Raw genomic sequence first — 18,649 nt, 5'->3', positions numbered from 1 at the left:
CCCGACTCGCTGCTCTTGGTGGCGGCGTGCCGATCAGCCTAGGCCGTGGGAGTCGGCTCGGCCTCATCCATCGCCGCCCGACCGGGCTCTGCCCAATCCCATTGGTCGGGGAGCCCCCAGTCCTCAGCGATGCACCCGAAAGTCGTCTCAGCGCTGAGAAGGACACCCGGTACGCCTGCCCCCGGGTGTGTGCCACCTCCCACCAGGTAGAGCCCCTTCACATCTTCACTGCGATTCTGAGGGCGGAACCACGCCGTCTGCGTGAACTTGGGTTCGATCGCGAAAGCGTTGCCCCACGTCGCGTTCAGCTCCGATTCGAAATCATCGGGAGTAAACACGTGCTGGACTTCGATCTGGTCACGGAGATCATCAAGGCCCCACTCTTCGAGATAGTCGATCACGGTGTCGGCAAAACGCTCCTGCAGCGCCGGCCAGTCGATGCCGGATTGTTGGTTCGCTACGGGAATGAGGACATACATGCTCTCACAGCCCGGGGGTGCCATGTCCGGGTCGGTCCTCGTCGGCGCATGCAAGTACATTGAGAAGTCCTCCGGAAGGATCTTCCGTCCGAAGATGTCATGGAGGAGCGCTTTGTAGCGTTCCGACAAGATCAGCGTGTGATGCGCGAGTTGCGGATACTGCCTCTTCGTCCCGAGGTACAGCAGGAAGCAACTCATGCTCCAATCCGTGGACGCGAGCTTCCGGTCGGACCAACGCTTCCGGCTTTTCCGCTCGACGAGGGTGCCGTACGTATGGCCTGGATCGGCGTTGCTGACTACGAGGTCTGCTCGCATTTCGCCGGCTGACGTACGCACTCCGACCGCCCTCCCGTCCTCGATCAGAATCTCGTTGACCTCCTGGCCAGTCCGTAGTTGTCCGCCCTGTTCTGCGAACAGTCTACCCAGTGCCTCGACGACCGAATACATCCCGCCCTTCGAAAACCAGACCCCGCCTTCGCGCTCAAGGAACGGAATCATCAGGTAGATCGAAGGCGTCTTGAACGGGTTTCCCCCGACGAACAGGGGATGGAACGAGTAAATGAACCGATGCCGAAAGTCCTTGAACCAGCGATTCACGAAGGTCGTCACTGGAAGGAACGCCTTCAGTTGAGCCATCCGGGGCAGGAAGCGCAGCATCGTGCCTATGCTATCGAACGGCTTCGAGCCCAGTCGATCGCCGATGACGGCGTCATAGATCGGCCTGATTTCATCCATGAACCCGTCGAAGTTTGCCGCGTCTTCGGGGTCGAACTGAGCCATCTGAGCCTTCATCCGCTCAGGGTCACCCACATAGTCGATGTGCGTGCCGTCGTGGAAATAGATCCGGTAGTACGGATCTAGCGGCATCAGGTCGACGTATTCTCGAAGATTTTTTCCAGCGGCACTGAAGATTGAATCGATAATGTGCGGCGCAGTGATCAGACTGGGGCCCATATCGAACGTGTACCCGCTGTCGCGCAGCTGATAAGCGCGACCGCCGATCTCCTCCCGCTTCTCCAGCAAGGTGACATCGACCCCTGAGGCTTGAAGTCGGGTTGCGACTGCCAAGCCTCCAAATCCCGCACCGATCACGATTGCAGTCTTCAGCTCACTCATGTCGTTATTCCTCCGTGCCGCCGGCGGCGCTGCCCAGCATACTGTCTGGCCATCAGAATCCCGCGGGCGCCCAGGATCAACTTGCGACCAGCCCGTGTGTATGCCCGGTGGTTCAGATTGTCGTGGCCATTTCGGCGAATTTCTTGCCCGATTCCCCGATACGCCTCAGCTGCTGCTGCGACGGGACGTCGGAAGAACATCGGAAGCCCGGAGATTCCCGGACGTGCTACCTCGTAGTAATTGTCTGCCACCGTCAGGAGTTCTTCGACCGCCGCACGATACGACCCCGGAACGGGACCGCCGATCACCTGCCAACTGTGAAGGTCATCGGTCGAGAAGCCGTGGCGGTTCAGGAGAACTCGGGGCAGATATACTCGACCGCGTTTCAAGTCCTCACCAACGTCGCGGGCGATGTTGGTGAGTTGCAGTGCGTGCCCGAGCGCGTGCGCTCGGTCCAGGGTCTCCGGATCGGTGATTCCGAAGAGCTGGGTCATCCAGCCACCTACCGAGCCCGCCACCCCGAACGTGTAGCGCTCGAGTGCCTTCCAATCCTCGTAACGGCATTCAGTAAGATCCATCTCGACACCGTCGAGAAGTGCCTCCGGGTAGAGCCAGTCGACTGATGCGAGAGATGCCTCCTTCATGACGAAGTCGAGAACGGGAACACCTGTTCTGTCACCCTCGTAGGCGGCTTTACTCAGGGTACGCCAGAGGTCGAGTCGACACTGGAGGACGTCGTTAGAGGCTGGGACAATGGGGTCGTCGACGAGGTCGTCGGTGACTCTGCAATAAGCATAGAGCCCTTCGACCTGCCTTGCGGGTCCTGGCGGGAACAAGCGCGCCGCCAAGCTGAACGTGCGAGCGTGCCGCGTGAAGTACGCTCGCCACGCGTCCGGGCCTCCCGCTCGCCGGGCGGTTTCGAACACCACAGCCTCAACGGAGGGCGCGTGATACGAGGCGCCCGCCTCCGGGTCAGCTACGGTCTGGAGCTTCTGCGGATCGGAAGTGCCGAGGCTCTGCACCTGCGCGCGGACCCCACTCCGGGCGGCATCCACCCACCCGTTCAAGATACTCTCCAGCAGGATAGGGCACGCCCTCATCCAGGCGGCATCTGGCACCAGTTCGTCCCGCGCTTCCTCGAGCACCTTGATCACGCGTTCAGCCACGGACGGACCTTGGCCGCTTTGGCCGAAGATCGCTTCTGCTACCTGTTCGTGGGGAAGTCCAAAGTCAGACACCTGAGCCTCGCCAAGCACCCACGTCCATTTCCCCTGTCGGTAATCCTGCAGTGGAGGCTTTCCGCTGTGTCCCGCCGAGCAGTAGTCGAGGAGATCGTCGACCTGCTGGTAGAGTGACCCGATCCGGCGACCGACAGCGACGCGGGCATCGAGTTCGCCAGACTCGCTGAGCGCAGCTCCAAGGCATGCCGCTGCGCCGAGAAGCTCCCCGGACTTCCCGGCAATGATCTTCCGATACGTTTGCTCATCGCTGATCACTCCCGCGGCTCGAGCCTGCCCGATCTCTCCAGCTACAGTCCGCTCCACCGCATGGACGAAGCGCTCGATGAACTCGATGGACCCGGTTTTGAGTGACACCGCGTATGCCGCCGTGAGGAGGTGATCTCCCTGGACCAGCGCGGGACCGACCCCCTGGTCGGTGTGCATGGTGGGCCGCCCACGTCGCTCGGCAGCATCGTCGAGAATGTCATCGTGTAGCAGCGAAGCCTCATGTACCATCTGAATCGCGAGGGCACCAAGCCAGAAGCGCCGGTCGAGTTGGCCGCGTGCCTCCGGCGGCACGAACGCGTACGCAATGAGGGGCCGCAGGATCTTTCCCTCGAGCGTAGGTGTTGGCAGTCCCTCGCTTCGTAGAACATCCGAGACGGCTTCGAGCTCTCGCCGTACGATCCGCAATGCGCCATCCGCGTCCATGTTCCTGACATCGCCGAAGCTGATCATACGCTGGCGCCTCCAGGGGAGTAGGCTGGTTCGACTCGGCCGGCGGTCTCACGACCACCCAGACGTGCGGTCAGCCATGAGGCCGATGCCACCGCGACGAGCGTCACGACGACGCCCAGCCAGAGTCCGGCGGCGATGAGCATCCCGAGCGGCATGGCGAGCATCGCGCCGTAGTAGGCGGCCATCCAGCGCGTATCGAGATCCAGCCAACGAACGCGGGACGAGAAGCCCTCGATCACAGCCATCAGGGCGACTCCGGTCACGTACCACCCCAACAGGTTAATGAGTGGCATACCGTAGTAGGACCCTGGGTCCTCCCACATCCAATAAGGGGTGAGGAAACTCATCGCCGGGTCGAGGGCGAGATCCCACACGACCAGCCACATGGAAGCGAGGGCAATCCGACCCAGGGCCTGGTCTGGACCTCGGAGCGCGTGCCTGGCAAGTACCCAGGATGGCAAGGCCATCAGGAACCAACTGATCGGAATCAGGAACGGGACCCGCCCGCCCAGCTTGGCCCCCAGAAGGCCGGTGTATTCGTACCCACCGAACGGAACGCCGTAGCCCGTGCCGATGTGCTCCGCGCAGAAACTCAGCCCGTAGACCAATCCGAAGGGAAGCAACCAGGTAGTGCCGAGCCTGCGAAACAGAACCAGGAATAGAACCAGGGCGGCCAGGGCGATGTGAATGCGGGCGAATAGTTGAAACGAGATGGCAAACAGCTTGAAGCCAAATTCGCTCGGCGGGATGAACTGTGGATGGAGCCCGTAGACTCCATACCCGAGCACTGCCACAAGCGTGAACCCGAGGAGAGCCCACAACGCGGCTTTTTCCGTCCAAGTCCATCCTATCGACGCGTTCGCTACCATGTCCTCCTCACATGTGATCCTGTACAAATCATGTACAAGTATTATCGTTATGTAACTTAAACTTGTACAATACTTATACAGCGTCAAGTCGAGAGGGATGGCATGGCTCAGAAAACAAGCCGGGTACGAACCGGGGCGATCCGAGCGGCCACCGTCCTTCTGGTCGCATTGACCGGATCAGCAGCTTCCGCAGATGAACAGTTGGAGGCGCAGGTTTCACAGACAGAGGAATTGGTCCCTCCGCACTACGACCTGGTAGTGGAGATCTCCGGGATCGAGTCGATCGCGGGTGAACTCCGGATCGCCGTCTTCGACTCGCCCGCGACGTTCGTGGACGAACCGTTGGTCTCAGAGGTGATTCCGGTAGAGCGCACAACCGCAGTGTGGAGCGTGCGACTGCCCGCTGGGCGCTATGCAGTCGCCGTCATTCATGACGAAGACAGCAATGGCAAGCTGAACACCAACTTTCTCGGCATGCCTCGCGAGCGTTATGGCTTCTCAAACCAGGCCCGGGGACGCTTCGGTGCCCCCTCCTTTAAGGACGCCAGCTTCGAGCTTGAAGCCGGAACCGCTTCTCGAATGGTAGAGGTCCGCTAGGACCTCGTCGCCGGCTCGCTCGCGGGGGCGCCGGTCAGACCAATCAGCGTATCACCGGATTTCGGATCGAGGGCCCTGCCCTGACTTGCCACTGTGACCTCACCAGATCTGGCCACTGCGATGAACGGCACCGCGTGCTCGCCGTGCTCCGCCCACCATCCTTCCATTCCGTCCTCATCGGCCAGAATCGTCGACTTGAATCGAGAGCCGGCCCTCATCCGCTCCTCCAGCGCCGCAAACGTCAAATCGTCGTCGCCGAGCACGCGGGCTCTCAGATCTGATGACAATTCGGACGCCCCCCCGTGCGGGCGCCGACCTGGCGAGAGCTGGTAGAGGTTCTGTCGACCGAAGAGGTGTACGAAGTGCCGCGCGGACAGGGCGTTCACTTCGTCATTCGCGGTGAGCGCCAGCAGCTTGCCGATCCCTGGCAACTCGAGCTCCTCGTCTGCCTGATCACTCAACACACTGCCGTGATAAACGGCCAGGCCTTCGTCTCTGGCAGTCTCGACCAGCCCGACGTTCGTATCGACGAGGAGCACCGGCAGGTCGGCCTGCATGAGCGCGTGCGCGAGCGAGCGCGCCAGGCGATGTGCCCCGACCAGAACGAATCCATTGGGATTGCGCTCTGCGAGGCCGAGCCTGAGAGCAAGCGGACGCCCGAGCAGTCCATAGATCGCAACCGTACCTGCGATCACCATGAACATGAGCGGAACCAGCCTCTCGGCTCCGGCGAAACCCTCTTCCTCCAGGCGGAGTGCAAAAACCGCCGTAACCGCCGCAGCTACCACACCCCTGGGAGCCATGGCAGACAGAAAGATCCGGTCTCTCCGAGAGAGTCCACCGCCTCCAGTGCATAAAGCCACTGCGAGCGGGCGCACGACGAGGACCAGGATCCCAAGAAAAATTCCAAATTCGGGCACCAGCAGCTCCTGCAGATCAGCCCAGCGCACCCGGGCCGCCAGCAGAATGAACAGCGCTGAGATGATAAAGACCTGTAGGTTCTCCTTGAATTCGGTGATATGGCTGATATCGACGCGGCGCTGATTAGCCAGCACCACACCCATGACCGTCACCGCGAGGAGGCCCGACTCATGCTGGAACGTGTTCGCCAGCTGGTACCCGAGGAGCGCGAAGGTCAAAGCTGCCACCGCGTGCAGATGATCGGGAATCCAGTAGCGCTGGAGACATACGACCAGGAACAACGCAGGCAGAACTCCAAAAGCGCCACCCGCGAAAATCGTCTTCGCAATGCCGATGAACGCGGGGCTGACACCGCCGTCGACCAGTGCCTCAAACACGAGAACGGCGAGGACTGCACCGATCGGGTCAATGAGTATGCCTTCCCACTTCAGGACAGCTCCGCCGGCCCCGGTGGGGCGAATCTGACGCAGGAGGGGAAGAACCACGGTGGGGCCAGTGACGGTGAGCACGGCACCAATGAGAATCGCGAGAGACCAGGACAAGCCCAGAACGAAGTGAGCGGCTACCGCAGCCAGTACCCACGTCACAGCCGCCCCGATCGTGACCAACTTCGCCACAACCCAAGACTGAGCGCCAAGCTCCGGCAGGTGCAGCGTCAGGGCGCCCTCAAACAGCAGGATCGCAACGGAGACGGCCACGAATGGGAGAAGCAGGTCCCCAAACATTGCGTCCGTTGGCACGAGCCCAATCCCGTCGGGTCCGGCTGCCATCCCAAAGAGCAGCAGGAGCAGGATCGCGGGGAGACGCAGGCGCCACCCGAGCCACTGTGCCACTCCGCCAAGCACTGCGACGGAAACGAGCCCGACGACGAATGAGTCATTCACTTGTGGATGACCTCCGGAGGTTGGGCTGGAAAGCCGATGCGGCGGCAGAAAAGGCAGCGATGACAATAGCATGATCTCGTGCGGTGGGCCCCCCTGCCGGTCAGTGCCCATGGCGACGCGAACTGAGCTTCATCGTGGCCGCCAGCCCCTTGTAACCCCCGGCTCGCCGGCTCGCTCGGTGGCCACCATCTTCTGAGTCGAACCGCCTCCCGGAGCTCGTCCGGTGGCAATACGCACAGCGCGAGAGACATGGATTCATGGATTCGATGATGAAGGGTCCGAGAGACCTTATGACCCTGGGATGCCTTCTGGTCCTGGCCGTGTCCGGGTGTGGTGAGTATGCGGTCGACGCTCCCGTCAACGTCGTCGTGGTACTGATCGACGACATCGGCTGGATGGACACGTCAGTGTACGGCAGCACCTTTTATGAGACCCCGAACATCGACCGCCTGGCGGCCGAGGGAGCTCGATTCACACAGTTCTACACCGCCAGCTCGGTATGCTCGCCAACGCGGGCCAGCATCATGACCGGGAAGCACCCGGCTCGGCTCGATCTCACCAACTGGATCGGGGGCGAGCAAAACGGCCTGCTGGATCAGGCCGAGTACATCCGCCAGCTCCCCCAGGATGAGGTTACGATCGGAGAAGCGTTCCAGGCAGCCGGCTACCACACTGGCTACGTGGGAAAGTGGCACCTCGGAGAGTCGCCATACCTTCCGGACACGCAGGGATTCGCATTCAACTTCGCCGTGAATCAGGCCGGGCAGCCGGCGTCCTATTTTCCGCCCTATGCCCTCGCGAATCCGTCGGTCACCGACGTTCCTGATCTAGCCGGAGACCCAGATGACGCATACCTGACCGACCGGCTCACGGACGCATCGCTGGAGTTCATCGAGAACAACCGAGACAGTCCATTTTTCCTGGTCCTGTCGCACTATGCGGTTCACACTCCGCTACAGGCGCCTGCCGATGAGGTTGAGCGGTATGAGGCCAAGGCCGCTGCGCTCGGGCCCGAGTCAGAGGAGCACTATGAGGCCGAGCGGGACGCGGACACAAAGCTCCGACAGGACCATGCGACATACGCGGCAATGGTCCAGTCCAGCGATCGCAGCGTGGGTCGCATTCTCGACAAACTGTCCGAGCTGTCACTCGATCAGAACACAGTGGTGGTATTCCTCTCCGACAATGGCGGGCTGAGTACACTGACGCGCCGGAGTCCGAACCAGGCCACGGCGAATACCCCCCTGCGGGCGGGAAAGGGGTGGCTGTACGAAGGCGGTATTCGGGCACCACTCATCGTTCGTTGGCCGGGGACGATCTCGGCCGGCGCGGTGGTCTCTGCCCCGGCCGCTAGCACCGACGTCTTCCCCACGCTACTCGAGCTGGCTGGCCTGCCCGGCCAACCTTCACATCATGTAGACGGAGCGAGCCTGGTCGGGGCGATGAACGGAGCGCCAGAGGTGCATGAGGCGCTCTTCTGGCACTTTCCTCACTACCACGGTTCGGGCAACCGTCCCGGGGGGGCCGTGCGAATCGCAGATCTGAAGCTCGTAGAGTGGTTCGAGGACGGCGTTGTCGAGTTGTACGACCTGGCGACTGATTTGGGTGAAAGGCGGGATCTCTCGACGGAACGCCCGGAGGACACCGCTCGACTCCTCAAGGAACTCCGCAACTGGCGGAACGAACTGGACGCCAACATGCCCACGCGGCGGTGAGGGCTTCCCGTGACCTGTAGACAACATCACCGAAAGGCGACGCTGATGATTCCACGCGTGGGGGTCCTCCTCCTTACTGCATTCACCCTGTCTGCCACGAGCGCGGGCGCGGAGGCCCAGAGCAATCCGTCGGCCATTTTCCACTTTGATGGGACCTTCGAATCATCTGAGCCGCTCTCTTTCGTGGGCGGCATCGAGGGCGAGGCCCTCAGCCTCGGGCCAGATGCTGCGACGACGTTCTTGACCCTCCCGTCCGGCCTGTCACTCGGTGGCGATGAGGACTTTACCGTCCGATTCTGGATCCGGTCTGAAGCGGAGGTCGATCGGCGTTTTGTCGTCCTTTCCAACAAGAAGTTCGACGACAACAGCCTGGATTCACAAAAGAACGCGGGATGGGTTTTCTACGTGTCCAGCGGCACCTGGGCCTGGAGCCTCGGCTCCGGTTCGCGCCGCCTCACGTACGAGCGTGATAACGGAGAACACATGCCGCTGAATGACGGTCGGTGGCATCAGTTGGCGATGACATACAGTGCGGGTCTCTCCGAGATCCGACTCTTCTATGATGGCGTGAACTGGGTGTCGTACCACGTCTCTGACTCGGACGGCTTTGACTTTACCAGTACCGATCCAGTTACCGTCGGATGGGACGCTCGCGACGCCTCACCCGTGCCCGACGTGCTCCCGGCCATCGACTCGGGTGCGGTCCGCCTGCAGGCGTTCGTCGACGCCTTCAACGCTCTCGGTCAGCGGCCGATCGAGTCCGACGAGTTTCTTCGACTCATCGTCGATCCCCGGTCGATGTTCGAAGAGAGGGCCGGTCGTGAAGTCGAAGACGGCGCCTGGCAGCCCGTCGCGGCTGCAGAGGCGGCGCTCATGGAAAACCCCTATACGATCCATCAAGCGCTGGAGTTCATGATCGCGGCACCCCTGTCGAAGATCTACGCGCTCATCGATGGCAGGGTGGTTATTCGCCGGGATGTCGCCGCGCGATACTCGGACAGAGAAAGACTCTCGACACCTATTTTTGACATCGACGAGCTCGCGATCTGGAACCACGTCGTATCGCCCGAGGACCTACAAAGCACCTACGCTGAGCACTTCGCGTCACCGGATCAGGCGCTCCGGGAAAGCGTGTCGACGTTGACCTCTGGGGTTTGGAACATCTGGCATGGAGGGAAGCACTTCACGCCTGAGGAACACGGGTGGGACTCACGCGAGCGCGTTGCCGAGGTCATCGCAGCCGAAGGCGTCGACGTCGTCATGATGCAGGAGACCTACTCCTCAGGTGATTTCATTGCCGCCGAGGTCGGGTACTACTTCGCGACAACGGTCGATTGGGACTACCTGAACCAGGGCGCGAACATCTCTGTCTTGAGCCGCTACCCGATCCGCGAAATCCATGTCCAAGAGGACGCTCCGTTCAACAACGTCGGCACGAGAGTTCAGCTCAGTGCGACTCAGGACATGTACGTCATGTCGAACTGGTACGGGATGAATCAGTTCGGGGACGTCTTCGACTTCCATCAGTCACGGTTCGCAGAGGCCGAATCGATTCCTGTCCTCTTCGGTGGGGACTTCAACGCGATCCCGCACACGGACGGTGGGGACAGTCCCGCCTCGCTCGCACTCCTGGACGCAGGATTCACTGACGCCTTCCGTAGTCTCCACGCTGATGTCGAGGAGTGGCCCGGGCCCACGCACCAGAGCGGGCGACGCATCGACCAGCTGTACTACAAGGGCACGGGGCTGAAGAACACGTCGACACGGGTGATCTCAACCTCGGACTCGGGTTTTCCTTCCGACCACTTCATGATCCTGTCTCGCTTCGACCTGGATTACCGAACTCGAGGCCCGGTGTTACCTGGGACGCGATAGAGATTGACAGGCGACGAGAACGACCCACGCCACCCGCTGAGTTCTCGTCGCCACTTGGCGGGCGGATAATCTCCCAGGTCTTCATATCGAGGGCGCCCAGCACGTGTACCGGATCGCCGATAGCGGGTCATCCCAACGCTAGGCCATGTGGCCACCGGCTCGCACGAACGAACCGTTTTCCATAGCCACCGAATTCGTTGCCCCGGCGTGAGCGCCGTGCGGTGTTCGATCCAACCTGCCAGATCAGCGCACAGCCAATGCGCAGGATACCCACAATCGGCCATGATGTCCGTTCGCGCGCAGCGAAGTAATTGCAGGAACCCAGGACTGAAATATCACGTAGTCTCAATAAACCGCTTCGTTACATTGAGAACATCCGTATCCGGCACCGCTTGTTAGTGGATCGATATTGTCGACAGGGTTCTCCCCCTGAAGGAGGGGATGTGGTTGATAGTCCCGTGGTTCATCCGGCGCGGCAGAGATTGCCTAACCACCACGCACCTTCCGAAAGCGCAGGCGCACAACCCGACCGGCATCGAGCTCGAAGCCCGATACCGACCTGCCGTCTCTCTCGAAACGGAATACGAGGGAGGGCGAGAATCGATCGCCGGGCAAGGGTGAGCCCGCCGCAAGTGTGTCCCCGTCCATCCGATAGACCTGCTCCTCAATCGCGCTACCTGCTCGCACCCGCAGGGCCCCGTCTTCCTCCGAGAAGTGGTACTCCACGTCCAGCTCGGGGCTGTAGTACACGCCCACATACTCAGAGGGGTTCTCTGGAGTCACCGCGGGTACGCCCTCGCGGGCCCGCCGCTCCTCCGCGGACTCCTCCGGTATCGGACCGAGTCGTCCCGCGAGCACGACATCGGCCACGCGTCGGATTCTCCTCCCCGGATCGCCGTCGGATCGATTGCAGAGGACCACCAGACCAAAACCCTCGGTGGGGAAGCGAAGGGTATGGGCGCGAAATCCGACGAACGACCCGCCGTGTCCGATTGTCGGCAGGCCGCGATAGTTGCCGTGGGTGATCCCCAGCGCGTAGGGGATGTCGTCCCCTGACTTTAGCACCCCCCGCGCTTGAACGATGTCGTTGAGGCCCGCCCTCAGCCCGTCCTGTTCCTGGGCGACCAGCCACTTCGCCATATCCTCGATGGAGGTGTAAACGCCTCCATCCCCGATCATCTCTAGCGTTGTCATCGAGGTTCGGTAGCTGCCGTCGGGCAGGGGAGCATACCCGTCGGCTCGGAGCGGAACCACATGGTTGTTATCGTCGTGGAAGTGCGAGTTGGTCATGCCGAGCGGTTCAAAAAGGACTTCGTCCGCGTACTCGCGGAATGGCTTGCCGACCGCGCGTGCCACTGCCTCGGTGAGAAGGAAATAGCCCGAGTTACTGTACAGGTGCTCTGAGCCGGCGTCGAAGTTGAGCTCTTCTTGGGCGGCCTGCCGTTCAATGAGGTCGAGCTCTGTGTAGAAGTCGTCATTTCGCAGGCCCCTCAGATCCATCAGCGTCAGGTAGTCCCTCAGACCGCTCGTATGGTTCAAGGCGTGGAGGAGCGTCAGCCGGCTTCCGTAATCTGGCAGCTCGGGGACCCACGTTCGCAGCTCGTCTTCCAGACTCAGGTGCCCTTCCATGGCAGCAAACGCGACGACAGCTCCCGTGAACTGCTTCGATACCGATCCGGAACGGAATACCGAGTGGGTCGTGATCGGGATGTCGTGCTCGAGGTTGGCGAGACCGTATCCCCGCCCGTAGATGAGTCGCCCGTCCGATACGACACCGAGCGCACAGCCAGGCGTGTTCATACCGAAGTCGGCGAACACCGCGTCCACCTCGGTGCGCTCGAGGGCCGCCTGCGCTCGAGCCTCGCCGGGGTAAAGCACGAGGAGCGCGAGGGCGAATAGACCCGCGCCCAGCCACGGGCCGGTGTCCAGAAGGCGATGGGTGCGAACACTGAGTGCGGTCATCGTGTTGTCTTCCTGAGAATGCGACCCGGCCTGGCTCCCGTAGTGCCCTCCGAGCCATAGACCTGTTCACCGTTGACCCACACACCGGCGATTCCCACGGACGGTTCGTTCGGTGACTCCGGTGTGGCTCGGTCCGTCACGATGTGGGGGTCGAATAGGACGAAGTCTGCGAACGCCCCTACGGCCAATGTGCCTCGGTTCACTAGACCCATGTGCTCCGCGGCGAGCGACGTCATTCTTCGGATGGCTTCCTCCAACGTCACATCTCCCCGCTCTCGCACATGGAGTGCAAGAACCCGCGTGAACGCTCCAAAGCCTCTCGGGTGCCGGCCGGCCAAAGAACCGTCGCTTGAGACGTTGGTGTGCGGCCAAGAGAGGAAAGCTCCGATATCGTCGGCAACCATACTGCGGGCGATCACACTCTCTCGACCGTCGATCGCGGCGACCTCCGCAATCAGCTCGAGGTACACGTCGACTGCGGGGCGGCCACGCGCCGCGGCGATCTCGGCGAGGGTCAACCCGACGTAGGACGGGTCGGGGTCGAACGCAGCAATGAGCATCCCCTCAGGTGGCGCGAGTTCTTCGAGAGCGAACTGTGCAGCCTCCCTGGTGAACTCTCGGTCCGGGAAGAGCACCGTCATGGTCGACTGCCAAAATTCATACGGGTAGATATCCGCAGTGACGTCGATCCCTTCGGCTCGCGCCGAGTCGAGAATCGCGATGACCTCATCGGTGCGACCCCAGAGGCTCTTCATGGCGAGTTTGATGTGTCCGACCTGGACCGGCATCCCGGTTTCGCGGCCGATCGTCAGCAGCTCGTCCAGTGCTTCGAAGAACGCCCGATCTTCGCTGCGCATATGGCTGATGTAACGACCCCCCGCGTCTGCGGTTACGTGAGCGAGAGCCAGAACTTCCGAAGTCTCCGAATAGATGCCTGGGTCGTACTCCAGCCCGGTCGACAATCCGATCGCCCCGGCTTCGAGCTCCCTCCGGAGGAGGTCCGCCATCTCCTGGACCTCTTGATCATCTGCCGGACGGCGGAAATCATCACCCATGACGGCGCCTCGCAAGGAGTTGTGGCCTGCGTACGCCGCGACATTGATCGCGACCGACGTCGCCTCGACCTCACCGAAGAAGTCGCTCAACGGAAGTGGCGATCCGCCGTCTTGGCCGACGATGATCGTCGTAATGCCCTGACTAACCGCGCCGAGTGCCTCAGGAGTCTCGGTGAGGCCACCGTCATGATGGCTGTGCGTGTCGATAAAACCGGGAGCGAGGACCAGCCCGTCGGCTTCGACGACCGTCTCGCCGCGCTCCGCTTCCAGACCCCCGATTGCGGCGATTCGGTCGCCGAGCACGCGCACGTTCGTAACCCGGCCAGGTGCACCGGTCCCGTCGACGACGGTTGCGCCAACTATCAGGAAGGAAGAGGGGCTTCCCGCCATGCCGCCTTCCGCAGCGCACCCCGCCACGAGAACAACGAAAGCGGCTGCATATAGTCTGGTGACGGCACATATGGACTTCATTCAGGGCTCACTCAAAGGAGGACGGTTCGTCGACGGAGACATACCCTACAGTGTCTCGACCTCGCACGCTGCCCACTGCCCATGTTAGAAACCTTTAACACAGCCTGCAGCTCGCTCGGTGGGGTCCTTCGAGTGACTCGATTCGAGCGAGGAAGATGGTACCCGCGCGTCGGGCTGTGGCGCGGTTCTTCATTTGAAGGACGTCATTGTCGGCGATCTCAACCTGCCATTCGTGCGCCCTGAGCTCGCGAGGGATCGGCACAGCACAGCTTTGTTCTAATGTTCACCGACGTCTTCGGCCGCGAGTAACTCGAAGCACCCCTTGATCGCGCCCCGGATCTCGCTTTCCCATCGGGCCATGCGTGCGCTCCTGAAGTCACTGCGTAACGACTCGCGATTCTGCTGCACGGCCGCACTAGCTTGACGGCGTCCTGCGCACACGACCCAGCTGTAACTCGTGTCAGAAGCAACCGTTTGTTGGGCGGCGGCCACTCGTCCGCTGGGCGGGCGAGCTTCTAACTTTCCGGCTCGAGAGTCAGTTGGAACCTCAGCAGTCACCCATCCACCATGACCAGTCTGATCCACTCTGCACCGGCCATCAGCGACGAAGGATGATTTCATGACCCAGACCTCACTCTCGAGCCGCGGAGCTCATGCGGCCGACACCCCGCTCCGCATCGACTACGGCGCCTATAGTGAGGCGATCGCGAACGTCTATCACCCAACCGATAACCCCACCGGAGCCTTGCCGCTCAACGTCGCGGAGAATCGTCTCAGTTGGTTTGATCTGAAGGCAAAGATCGAGGCGATCACCTCGGAGAACGAGATTCCCGCATGGGTGCCGGGATACACCTCCGCCCGGGGAGCGCCAGAGTTCAGAGAGGCCGTCGCGACCTTCCTAGCCGAGCACCTGACCGGCTGTCCCGTCGACCCGGAGCATCTGGGTGTCTCCGCCGGAGCTACTAGCGTCATCGAAATGACCTCCTTCATCCTCGCCGATGTTGGCGACGTCGCGGTCATCCCCTCGCCAAGCTATCCCGTGTATCGCCAAGATATCGGCAACCTCTCCGGCGTCGAGCGCTACGACCTCGTGACCCACCACGAGCTTTCGGAAATAGAACACGGCCCCGCCCTTACTCTCGCCCATCTTGAGCAGGCACGAGAGGAGATCGAAGCGGCTGGCAAGCGCTTCCGCATGCTGATCCTCACGACACCCGACAACCCGACCGGCGGCATCTACCGAGCGGGCCGGCTCTCTGAGGTGGCCGACTGGTGCATCGAGCAGGAGGTCCACATGGTCGTCAACGAGATCTACGGATTGTCGCTCATCGACACCGAGCACCCGGTGATCAGGTCTGATTACTCCGAGGAGCTGCTCTTTTCCTCTTTCGCCAACATCATGGCGGCGAAGCCAAGCGACTTCCTCCATCTGTGGTACGCCGTTTCCAAGGACCTCGGCATCTCTGGCTTCCGCGTCGGGCTCGTCTACTCACAAAATGCCGCGCTTCTGGAAGCCTACGAAAACCTGAATCTGACCCACTCGGTATCCAACCACACTCAGTGGGTGCTCGAGCATCTACTGACCGACGCCGAGTTCATGACCCCGTACCTCATCCGCAACCGGAAGCGCCTCACCCAATCGTACGCAGTCGCGGTTGGGTACATGAAGCGCCTCGGCATACCCTATGTCCCAAGCCGAGGAAGCCTCTTCGTTTGGATCGACTTGTCGGAATTCATGAACGGCGATTCGGGAGAGGCGGAGTTGGAACTTTGGCAAGAGCTCTTCCGAGTCACTGGCGTCCTCCTCACTCCGGGAACCGGATTCGGGCACACGAAGAAGGGACTCTTTCGGGTCGTCTATCCGTGTGTGTCGATTGAGGAACTCAAGGTCGCGATGGGGCGGCTCGAGCAATTTGTGAGAGAAAGACGCAACAGGTAGGGGCCACAGATACTTTCCAGAGCGACGACACCTGCCTGCCCGAATATTTCCGTCGCCGCCAGACCCGCTTCGTCACTTGAGCGTCACCCAACCTGATCTTCAGCCGTCAATCTGCGCAATCTCTCACCCGCTGGATCAATCCTTCCGACCCAGGGTTGCCGCGTAGTGGGTCAAACAGAGGATCTGGCTCTAGGGAGTGGTACTACACTGGGGAGCAACATCAGACGATAGCTGCCCGTCCCACTCTATCTCAAGCGGATTGTGGTCGGAGAGATTGAGCCAGAGCGGCCCTGAGTGAACGCGCGCAGTCACCGGGACCATGGCGAGGGCCGCTGGGACAAAGACGCCGTCGCAGTGGTAGGGAGTTCTCGGCTCGCGCATCCACCGAAGTGTCTGAGGCAATTCACCCTCGGGATGAGCGATACGCCACGCTGGGACGAGGCCGAACTCATCGGACATTCGGTGGATGAATTCGATCTCACCTCGGCGATGACCCAAGGAATCGCCAGGGTCTCTCAGACACGCCGTAAAGTTCCAGTCGCCACCTAAAATGCATGGCGTGCCGGCGATGATTGGCTTCAGTTGGTCCATGAGACGATGCCCAGTCTTGAGATACGTCCCCTCGGAGCGAGATAGATGCACACTAAAAAGGAAAGTTGTCTCGGCGCCCAGTTGAGCTTCGCCCCCTACCACCCAGCCTTCGAACCCCGGGACCGAAATCTCGACGATCTCGGCTCCCCGAAGGAGGACCGCAGAACCCCAGGGGTTCTGATTGACCGGCCTCCAAAGTGCCCCACCTAGATCTAAGGGTTCAAGAAGGTCATTCGAGAACGTCGTGGGATCCTTCGTTTCCTGAACTAGAAGAAGCTCAGGCGCAGTCGTAGAGAGGATCTGAGCCCAGTGAGCCACCGAGCCACCCTGCCGCATGTTGTATGACGTGACTCGCAAGACGTACCAACCAAGTGGAGTTCATGAAGAGCTTTCTAACGACTCGCGATTCTACTGCACGGGCGGCCGCATGATAACCCACAAGCGCTACTCGACCTACGGACTATCCAACCCGTGCCATTAGCGGCGCTTGATCGATAGTGCCGGTGTTCAGCCAGATACCATCCTCAGGTGTCCAGGTACATCAGGTACCAGATGCAGCTGTCTCATCAGGCTGTATTCACTAGTTCGTCCTTGGCGAAAAAGAGCCAGTCTGCATGCTCCTCGTCGACGAGGTCGTTGGTGTATCTCACCGGGATGACCTCGATCACGTCGAACGATGCACGCAACGCGTCGGCGAACGGAGAGCTCTCCGCGTAGGACCAGACGGCTAGTATCCCACCCGGAGCAAGGTGACACTTCGCGCGCGCCAGCCCCGGACGCGTGTAGAACGCCTTGTTGTCAACGCCGAGATGATCGTCGGGCGCGTGGTCCACGTCGATGAGCACGAGGTCCCACAAGTCCTCGGCTTCCCCATTCAGCACCGCGTACGCGTCACCATGTCGTACGCCGAAACGGGAGTCCGCGAGCAGCTCTGAGGAGAGCGGCACAAGGCCCTCATTGAGAAACCCGACCACTGCAGGGAGGAACTCGATCACCTCCAAGCGTGTCACGCTCGTCGACGCCAAAGCTGCCGCGGCGGTATAGCCGAGACCGAGTCCTGCAACGAGAACCGACAGGTCGGCCCCGGGGTGGCGCTCCAGCGCCTCAGTCGCCAAAGCTCTCTCGGACACGGTATTGTGGCTGCTCATCAGCAGTTGGTGATCGAGGGTGATCTCCGTAATCACCGTACCCGGCCGCGAAAGGAGTTCCCGACGGCGCAAACACAAATCACCAAGCGGGGTCGCCTCATAGGCCAGGATTTCGAGGTTGGATCGACTCATCTGAACTCAACTGGGGGCGACAGGACTGGCAGGCCCCACTGGCATCAGGCACTACCGAATGTCTCGCGATTCTGCTGCGTGGGCGGCCTGTTAACAACCCCAGCTACCGACTCACCCACCCGAGAGCCCGTGTCGGTCGCAACCGCTTGTTCGGATTCAAACGGTCCTAGTCAATCGTTCTCAGCAAAGACTCCTCAGCGAGATCGAACAATCGGTGGACGTCAGCAAGTGTGGTGCGGGGATCGTTGTTGAAGTTCATGAGTCGATGGTCCACGACCCGGTCAGGCCACTCCGCCGCGATCACGCGACGCACAGCCTGCATGGCCGGTTGGCGGTGTTGGTAGCGTCCCATCGCTCCAGCAGTAGCCCGAGCGAGGGCGCAATAAAGACTGATAAGGGATGTATCGTTCTCGCAGTTTCGGTCATCCTCACGATCCCAACGTGCTTCTTCGTTCAGCAAGTCACGAGCTGTAATGAAAATGTCGAGATCGGTCTGCGAGGGAGGCGCCTCGATGCCTTCGTCCCAAGCGAGTCGCAGGCCTTCCTCGGAGACTGAGAGTTCGCCGAGCACATGCCAAAGGCCAGTCCGAACGATAAGCCGGGGGGCCGACGAGTATTGGTAGGTGGCGATCTCGACGGGCGTCGATCCAATCGCATCCTCCACGGTTCCGACCCAGAGTGCGTCGCTAGCATCCGCAGGTCGAGACAGTTCGATCCGTCGTGTCGCGGTCGCGAATTTACAGCTGCCGACGAACGATCCGGTGTCCTCTGCCGACAGATTACAGGAGACAGATTGACTCGATCCAGACGCCGGAAAGACCCACAACATCGGCAGTACTAGGGCGCCCCTCGCCACCCAATGCGTGAAGCCTCTTCTCATAGTGCAACGCCCTCCGCTGGACGCCTGATGTCTCGTGGTTCTGCTGCACGACCACCC

At 61.3% G+C, this 18,649-nt stretch carries 13 protein-coding genes; 4 read left to right on the top strand and 9 right to left on the bottom strand.

Translation table 11 applies throughout. From position 1 onward, the window contains the following. Positions 1 to 38: 38 nt before the first annotated feature. From OSA81_05675 to OSA81_05665, 3 genes are read right to left on the bottom strand one after another with little or no spacing between them, the layout of a single operon-like run. Positions 39 to 1,595, bottom strand: coding sequence for a phytoene desaturase (locus OSA81_05675; GenBank protein ID MDE0898488.1), 1,557 nt, complete (start codon positions 1,593 to 1,595; stop codon positions 39 to 41). Further along, positions 1,592 to 3,553, bottom strand: a complete 1,962-nt coding sequence (locus tag OSA81_05670) for a squalene/phytoene synthase family protein (protein ID MDE0898487.1) — start codon at positions 3,551 to 3,553, stop codon at positions 1,592 to 1,594. Before OSA81_05670 ends, OSA81_05675 begins: the two co-directional genes overlap by 4 nt. Beyond that, positions 3,550 to 4,422: a carotenoid biosynthesis protein gene (locus OSA81_05665; GenBank protein ID MDE0898486.1), complete on the bottom strand. Its 873-nt coding sequence runs from the start codon at positions 4,420 to 4,422 to the stop codon at positions 3,550 to 3,552. The genes OSA81_05670 and OSA81_05665 overlap by 4 nt, the downstream gene beginning before the upstream one ends. 102 nt (positions 4,423 to 4,524) lie before the next feature. Between OSA81_05665 and OSA81_05660 the strand changes: the two genes are divergently transcribed. Beyond that, positions 4,525 to 5,019: a DUF2141 domain-containing protein gene (locus tag OSA81_05660; protein MDE0898485.1), complete on the top strand. Its 495-nt coding sequence runs from the start codon at positions 4,525 to 4,527 to the stop codon at positions 5,017 to 5,019. Here the strand turns inward: OSA81_05660 and OSA81_05655 are convergent. Beyond that, positions 5,016 to 6,824 carry a sodium:proton antiporter gene (locus OSA81_05655; protein MDE0898484.1) on the bottom strand — a complete coding sequence of 603 codons (1,809 nt, stop codon included), beginning with the start codon at positions 6,822 to 6,824 and terminating at the stop codon, positions 5,016 to 5,018. The two genes, OSA81_05660 and OSA81_05655, sit on opposite strands and share 4 nt — an antisense overlap. A 290-nt stretch (positions 6,825 to 7,114) precedes the next feature. Between OSA81_05655 and OSA81_05650 the strand changes: the two genes are divergently transcribed. Further along, positions 7,115 to 8,539, top strand: a complete 1,425-nt coding sequence (locus OSA81_05650) for a sulfatase (GenBank protein ID MDE0898483.1) — start codon at positions 7,115 to 7,117, stop codon at positions 8,537 to 8,539. A gap of 45 nt (positions 8,540 to 8,584) precedes the next feature. Continuing rightward, entirely contained in the window at positions 8,585 to 10,414 is a 1,830-nt protein-coding gene (locus OSA81_05645; protein MDE0898482.1) for an endonuclease/exonuclease/phosphatase family protein, read from the top strand. 486 nt (positions 10,415 to 10,900) lie between these two features. Here OSA81_05645 and OSA81_05640 read toward each other — a convergent pair whose 3' ends face one another. Next, positions 10,901 to 12,376, bottom strand: coding sequence for a serine hydrolase (locus tag OSA81_05640; protein ID MDE0898481.1), 1,476 nt, complete (start codon positions 12,374 to 12,376; stop codon positions 10,901 to 10,903). Next, a complete protein-coding gene (locus tag OSA81_05635) occupies positions 12,373 to 13,902 on the bottom strand; it encodes a D-aminoacylase (GenBank protein MDE0898480.1) in 1,530 nt (509 codons plus the stop codon). The genes OSA81_05640 and OSA81_05635 overlap by 4 nt, the downstream gene beginning before the upstream one ends. 619 nt (positions 13,903 to 14,521) lie before the next feature. Between OSA81_05635 and OSA81_05630 the strand changes: the two genes are divergently transcribed. Then, complete coding sequence (locus tag OSA81_05630) at positions 14,522 to 15,841, top strand: aminotransferase class I/II-fold pyridoxal phosphate-dependent enzyme (GenBank protein ID MDE0898479.1); 1,320 nt, start codon at positions 14,522 to 14,524, stop codon at positions 15,839 to 15,841. 189 nt (positions 15,842 to 16,030) lie between these two features. Here OSA81_05630 and OSA81_05625 read toward each other — a convergent pair whose 3' ends face one another. The 3 genes from OSA81_05625 to OSA81_05615 form a co-directional block, all read right to left on the bottom strand. Next, the gene (locus OSA81_05625) at positions 16,031 to 16,789 is read right to left on the bottom strand and encodes a hypothetical protein (protein ID MDE0898478.1); all 759 of its coding nucleotides are present in this window, start codon (positions 16,787 to 16,789) and stop codon (positions 16,031 to 16,033) included. 209 nt (positions 16,790 to 16,998) lie between these two features. Further along, on the bottom strand, positions 16,999 to 17,712 hold the full coding sequence (locus tag OSA81_05620; GenBank protein ID MDE0898477.1) for a hypothetical protein: 714 nt from the start codon (positions 17,710 to 17,712) through the stop codon (positions 16,999 to 17,001). 166 nt (positions 17,713 to 17,878) lie between these two features. Then, positions 17,879 to 18,592, bottom strand: coding sequence for a hypothetical protein (locus tag OSA81_05615; GenBank protein MDE0898476.1), 714 nt, complete (start codon positions 18,590 to 18,592; stop codon positions 17,879 to 17,881). Positions 18,593 to 18,649: the final 57 nt, after the last annotated feature.

This window comes from Longimicrobiales bacterium (genome assembly GCA_028823235.1).
Lineage (GTDB): Bacteria > Gemmatimonadota > Gemmatimonadetes > Longimicrobiales > Gaopeijiaceae > UBA2589.
This window is presented reverse-complemented; position numbering and strand designations above follow the sequence as displayed.

What these genes read in the sequence shown, in the direction of transcription:
- OSA81_05675 (MDE0898488.1), bottom strand. Translation starts at nt 1,595, where the DNA reads ATGAGTGAGCTGAAGACTGCAATCGTGATCGGTGCGGGATTTGGAGGC.
- OSA81_05670 (MDE0898487.1), bottom strand. Translation starts at nt 3,553, where the DNA reads ATGATCAGCTTCGGCGATGTCAGGAACATGGACGCGGATGGCGCATTG.
- OSA81_05665 (MDE0898486.1), bottom strand. Translation starts at nt 4,422, where the DNA reads ATGGTAGCGAACGCGTCGATAGGATGGACTTGGACGGAAAAAGCCGCG.
- OSA81_05660 (MDE0898485.1), top strand. Translation starts at nt 4,525, where the DNA reads ATGGCTCAGAAAACAAGCCGGGTACGAACCGGGGCGATCCGAGCGGCC.
- OSA81_05650 (MDE0898483.1), top strand. Translation starts at nt 7,115, where the DNA reads ATGACCCTGGGATGCCTTCTGGTCCTGGCCGTGTCCGGGTGTGGTGAG.
- OSA81_05645 (MDE0898482.1), top strand. Translation starts at nt 8,585, where the DNA reads ATGATTCCACGCGTGGGGGTCCTCCTCCTTACTGCATTCACCCTGTCT.
- OSA81_05640 (MDE0898481.1), bottom strand. Translation starts at nt 12,376, where the DNA reads ATGACCGCACTCAGTGTTCGCACCCATCGCCTTCTGGACACCGGCCCG.
- OSA81_05635 (MDE0898480.1), bottom strand. Translation starts at nt 13,902, where the DNA reads ATGAAGTCCATATGTGCCGTCACCAGACTATATGCAGCCGCTTTCGTT.
- OSA81_05630 (MDE0898479.1), top strand. Translation starts at nt 14,522, where the DNA reads ATGACCCAGACCTCACTCTCGAGCCGCGGAGCTCATGCGGCCGACACC.
- OSA81_05620 (MDE0898477.1), bottom strand. Translation starts at nt 17,712, where the DNA reads ATGAGTCGATCCAACCTCGAAATCCTGGCCTATGAGGCGACCCCGCTT.
- OSA81_05615 (MDE0898476.1), bottom strand. Translation starts at nt 18,592, where the DNA reads ATGAGAAGAGGCTTCACGCATTGGGTGGCGAGGGGCGCCCTAGTACTG.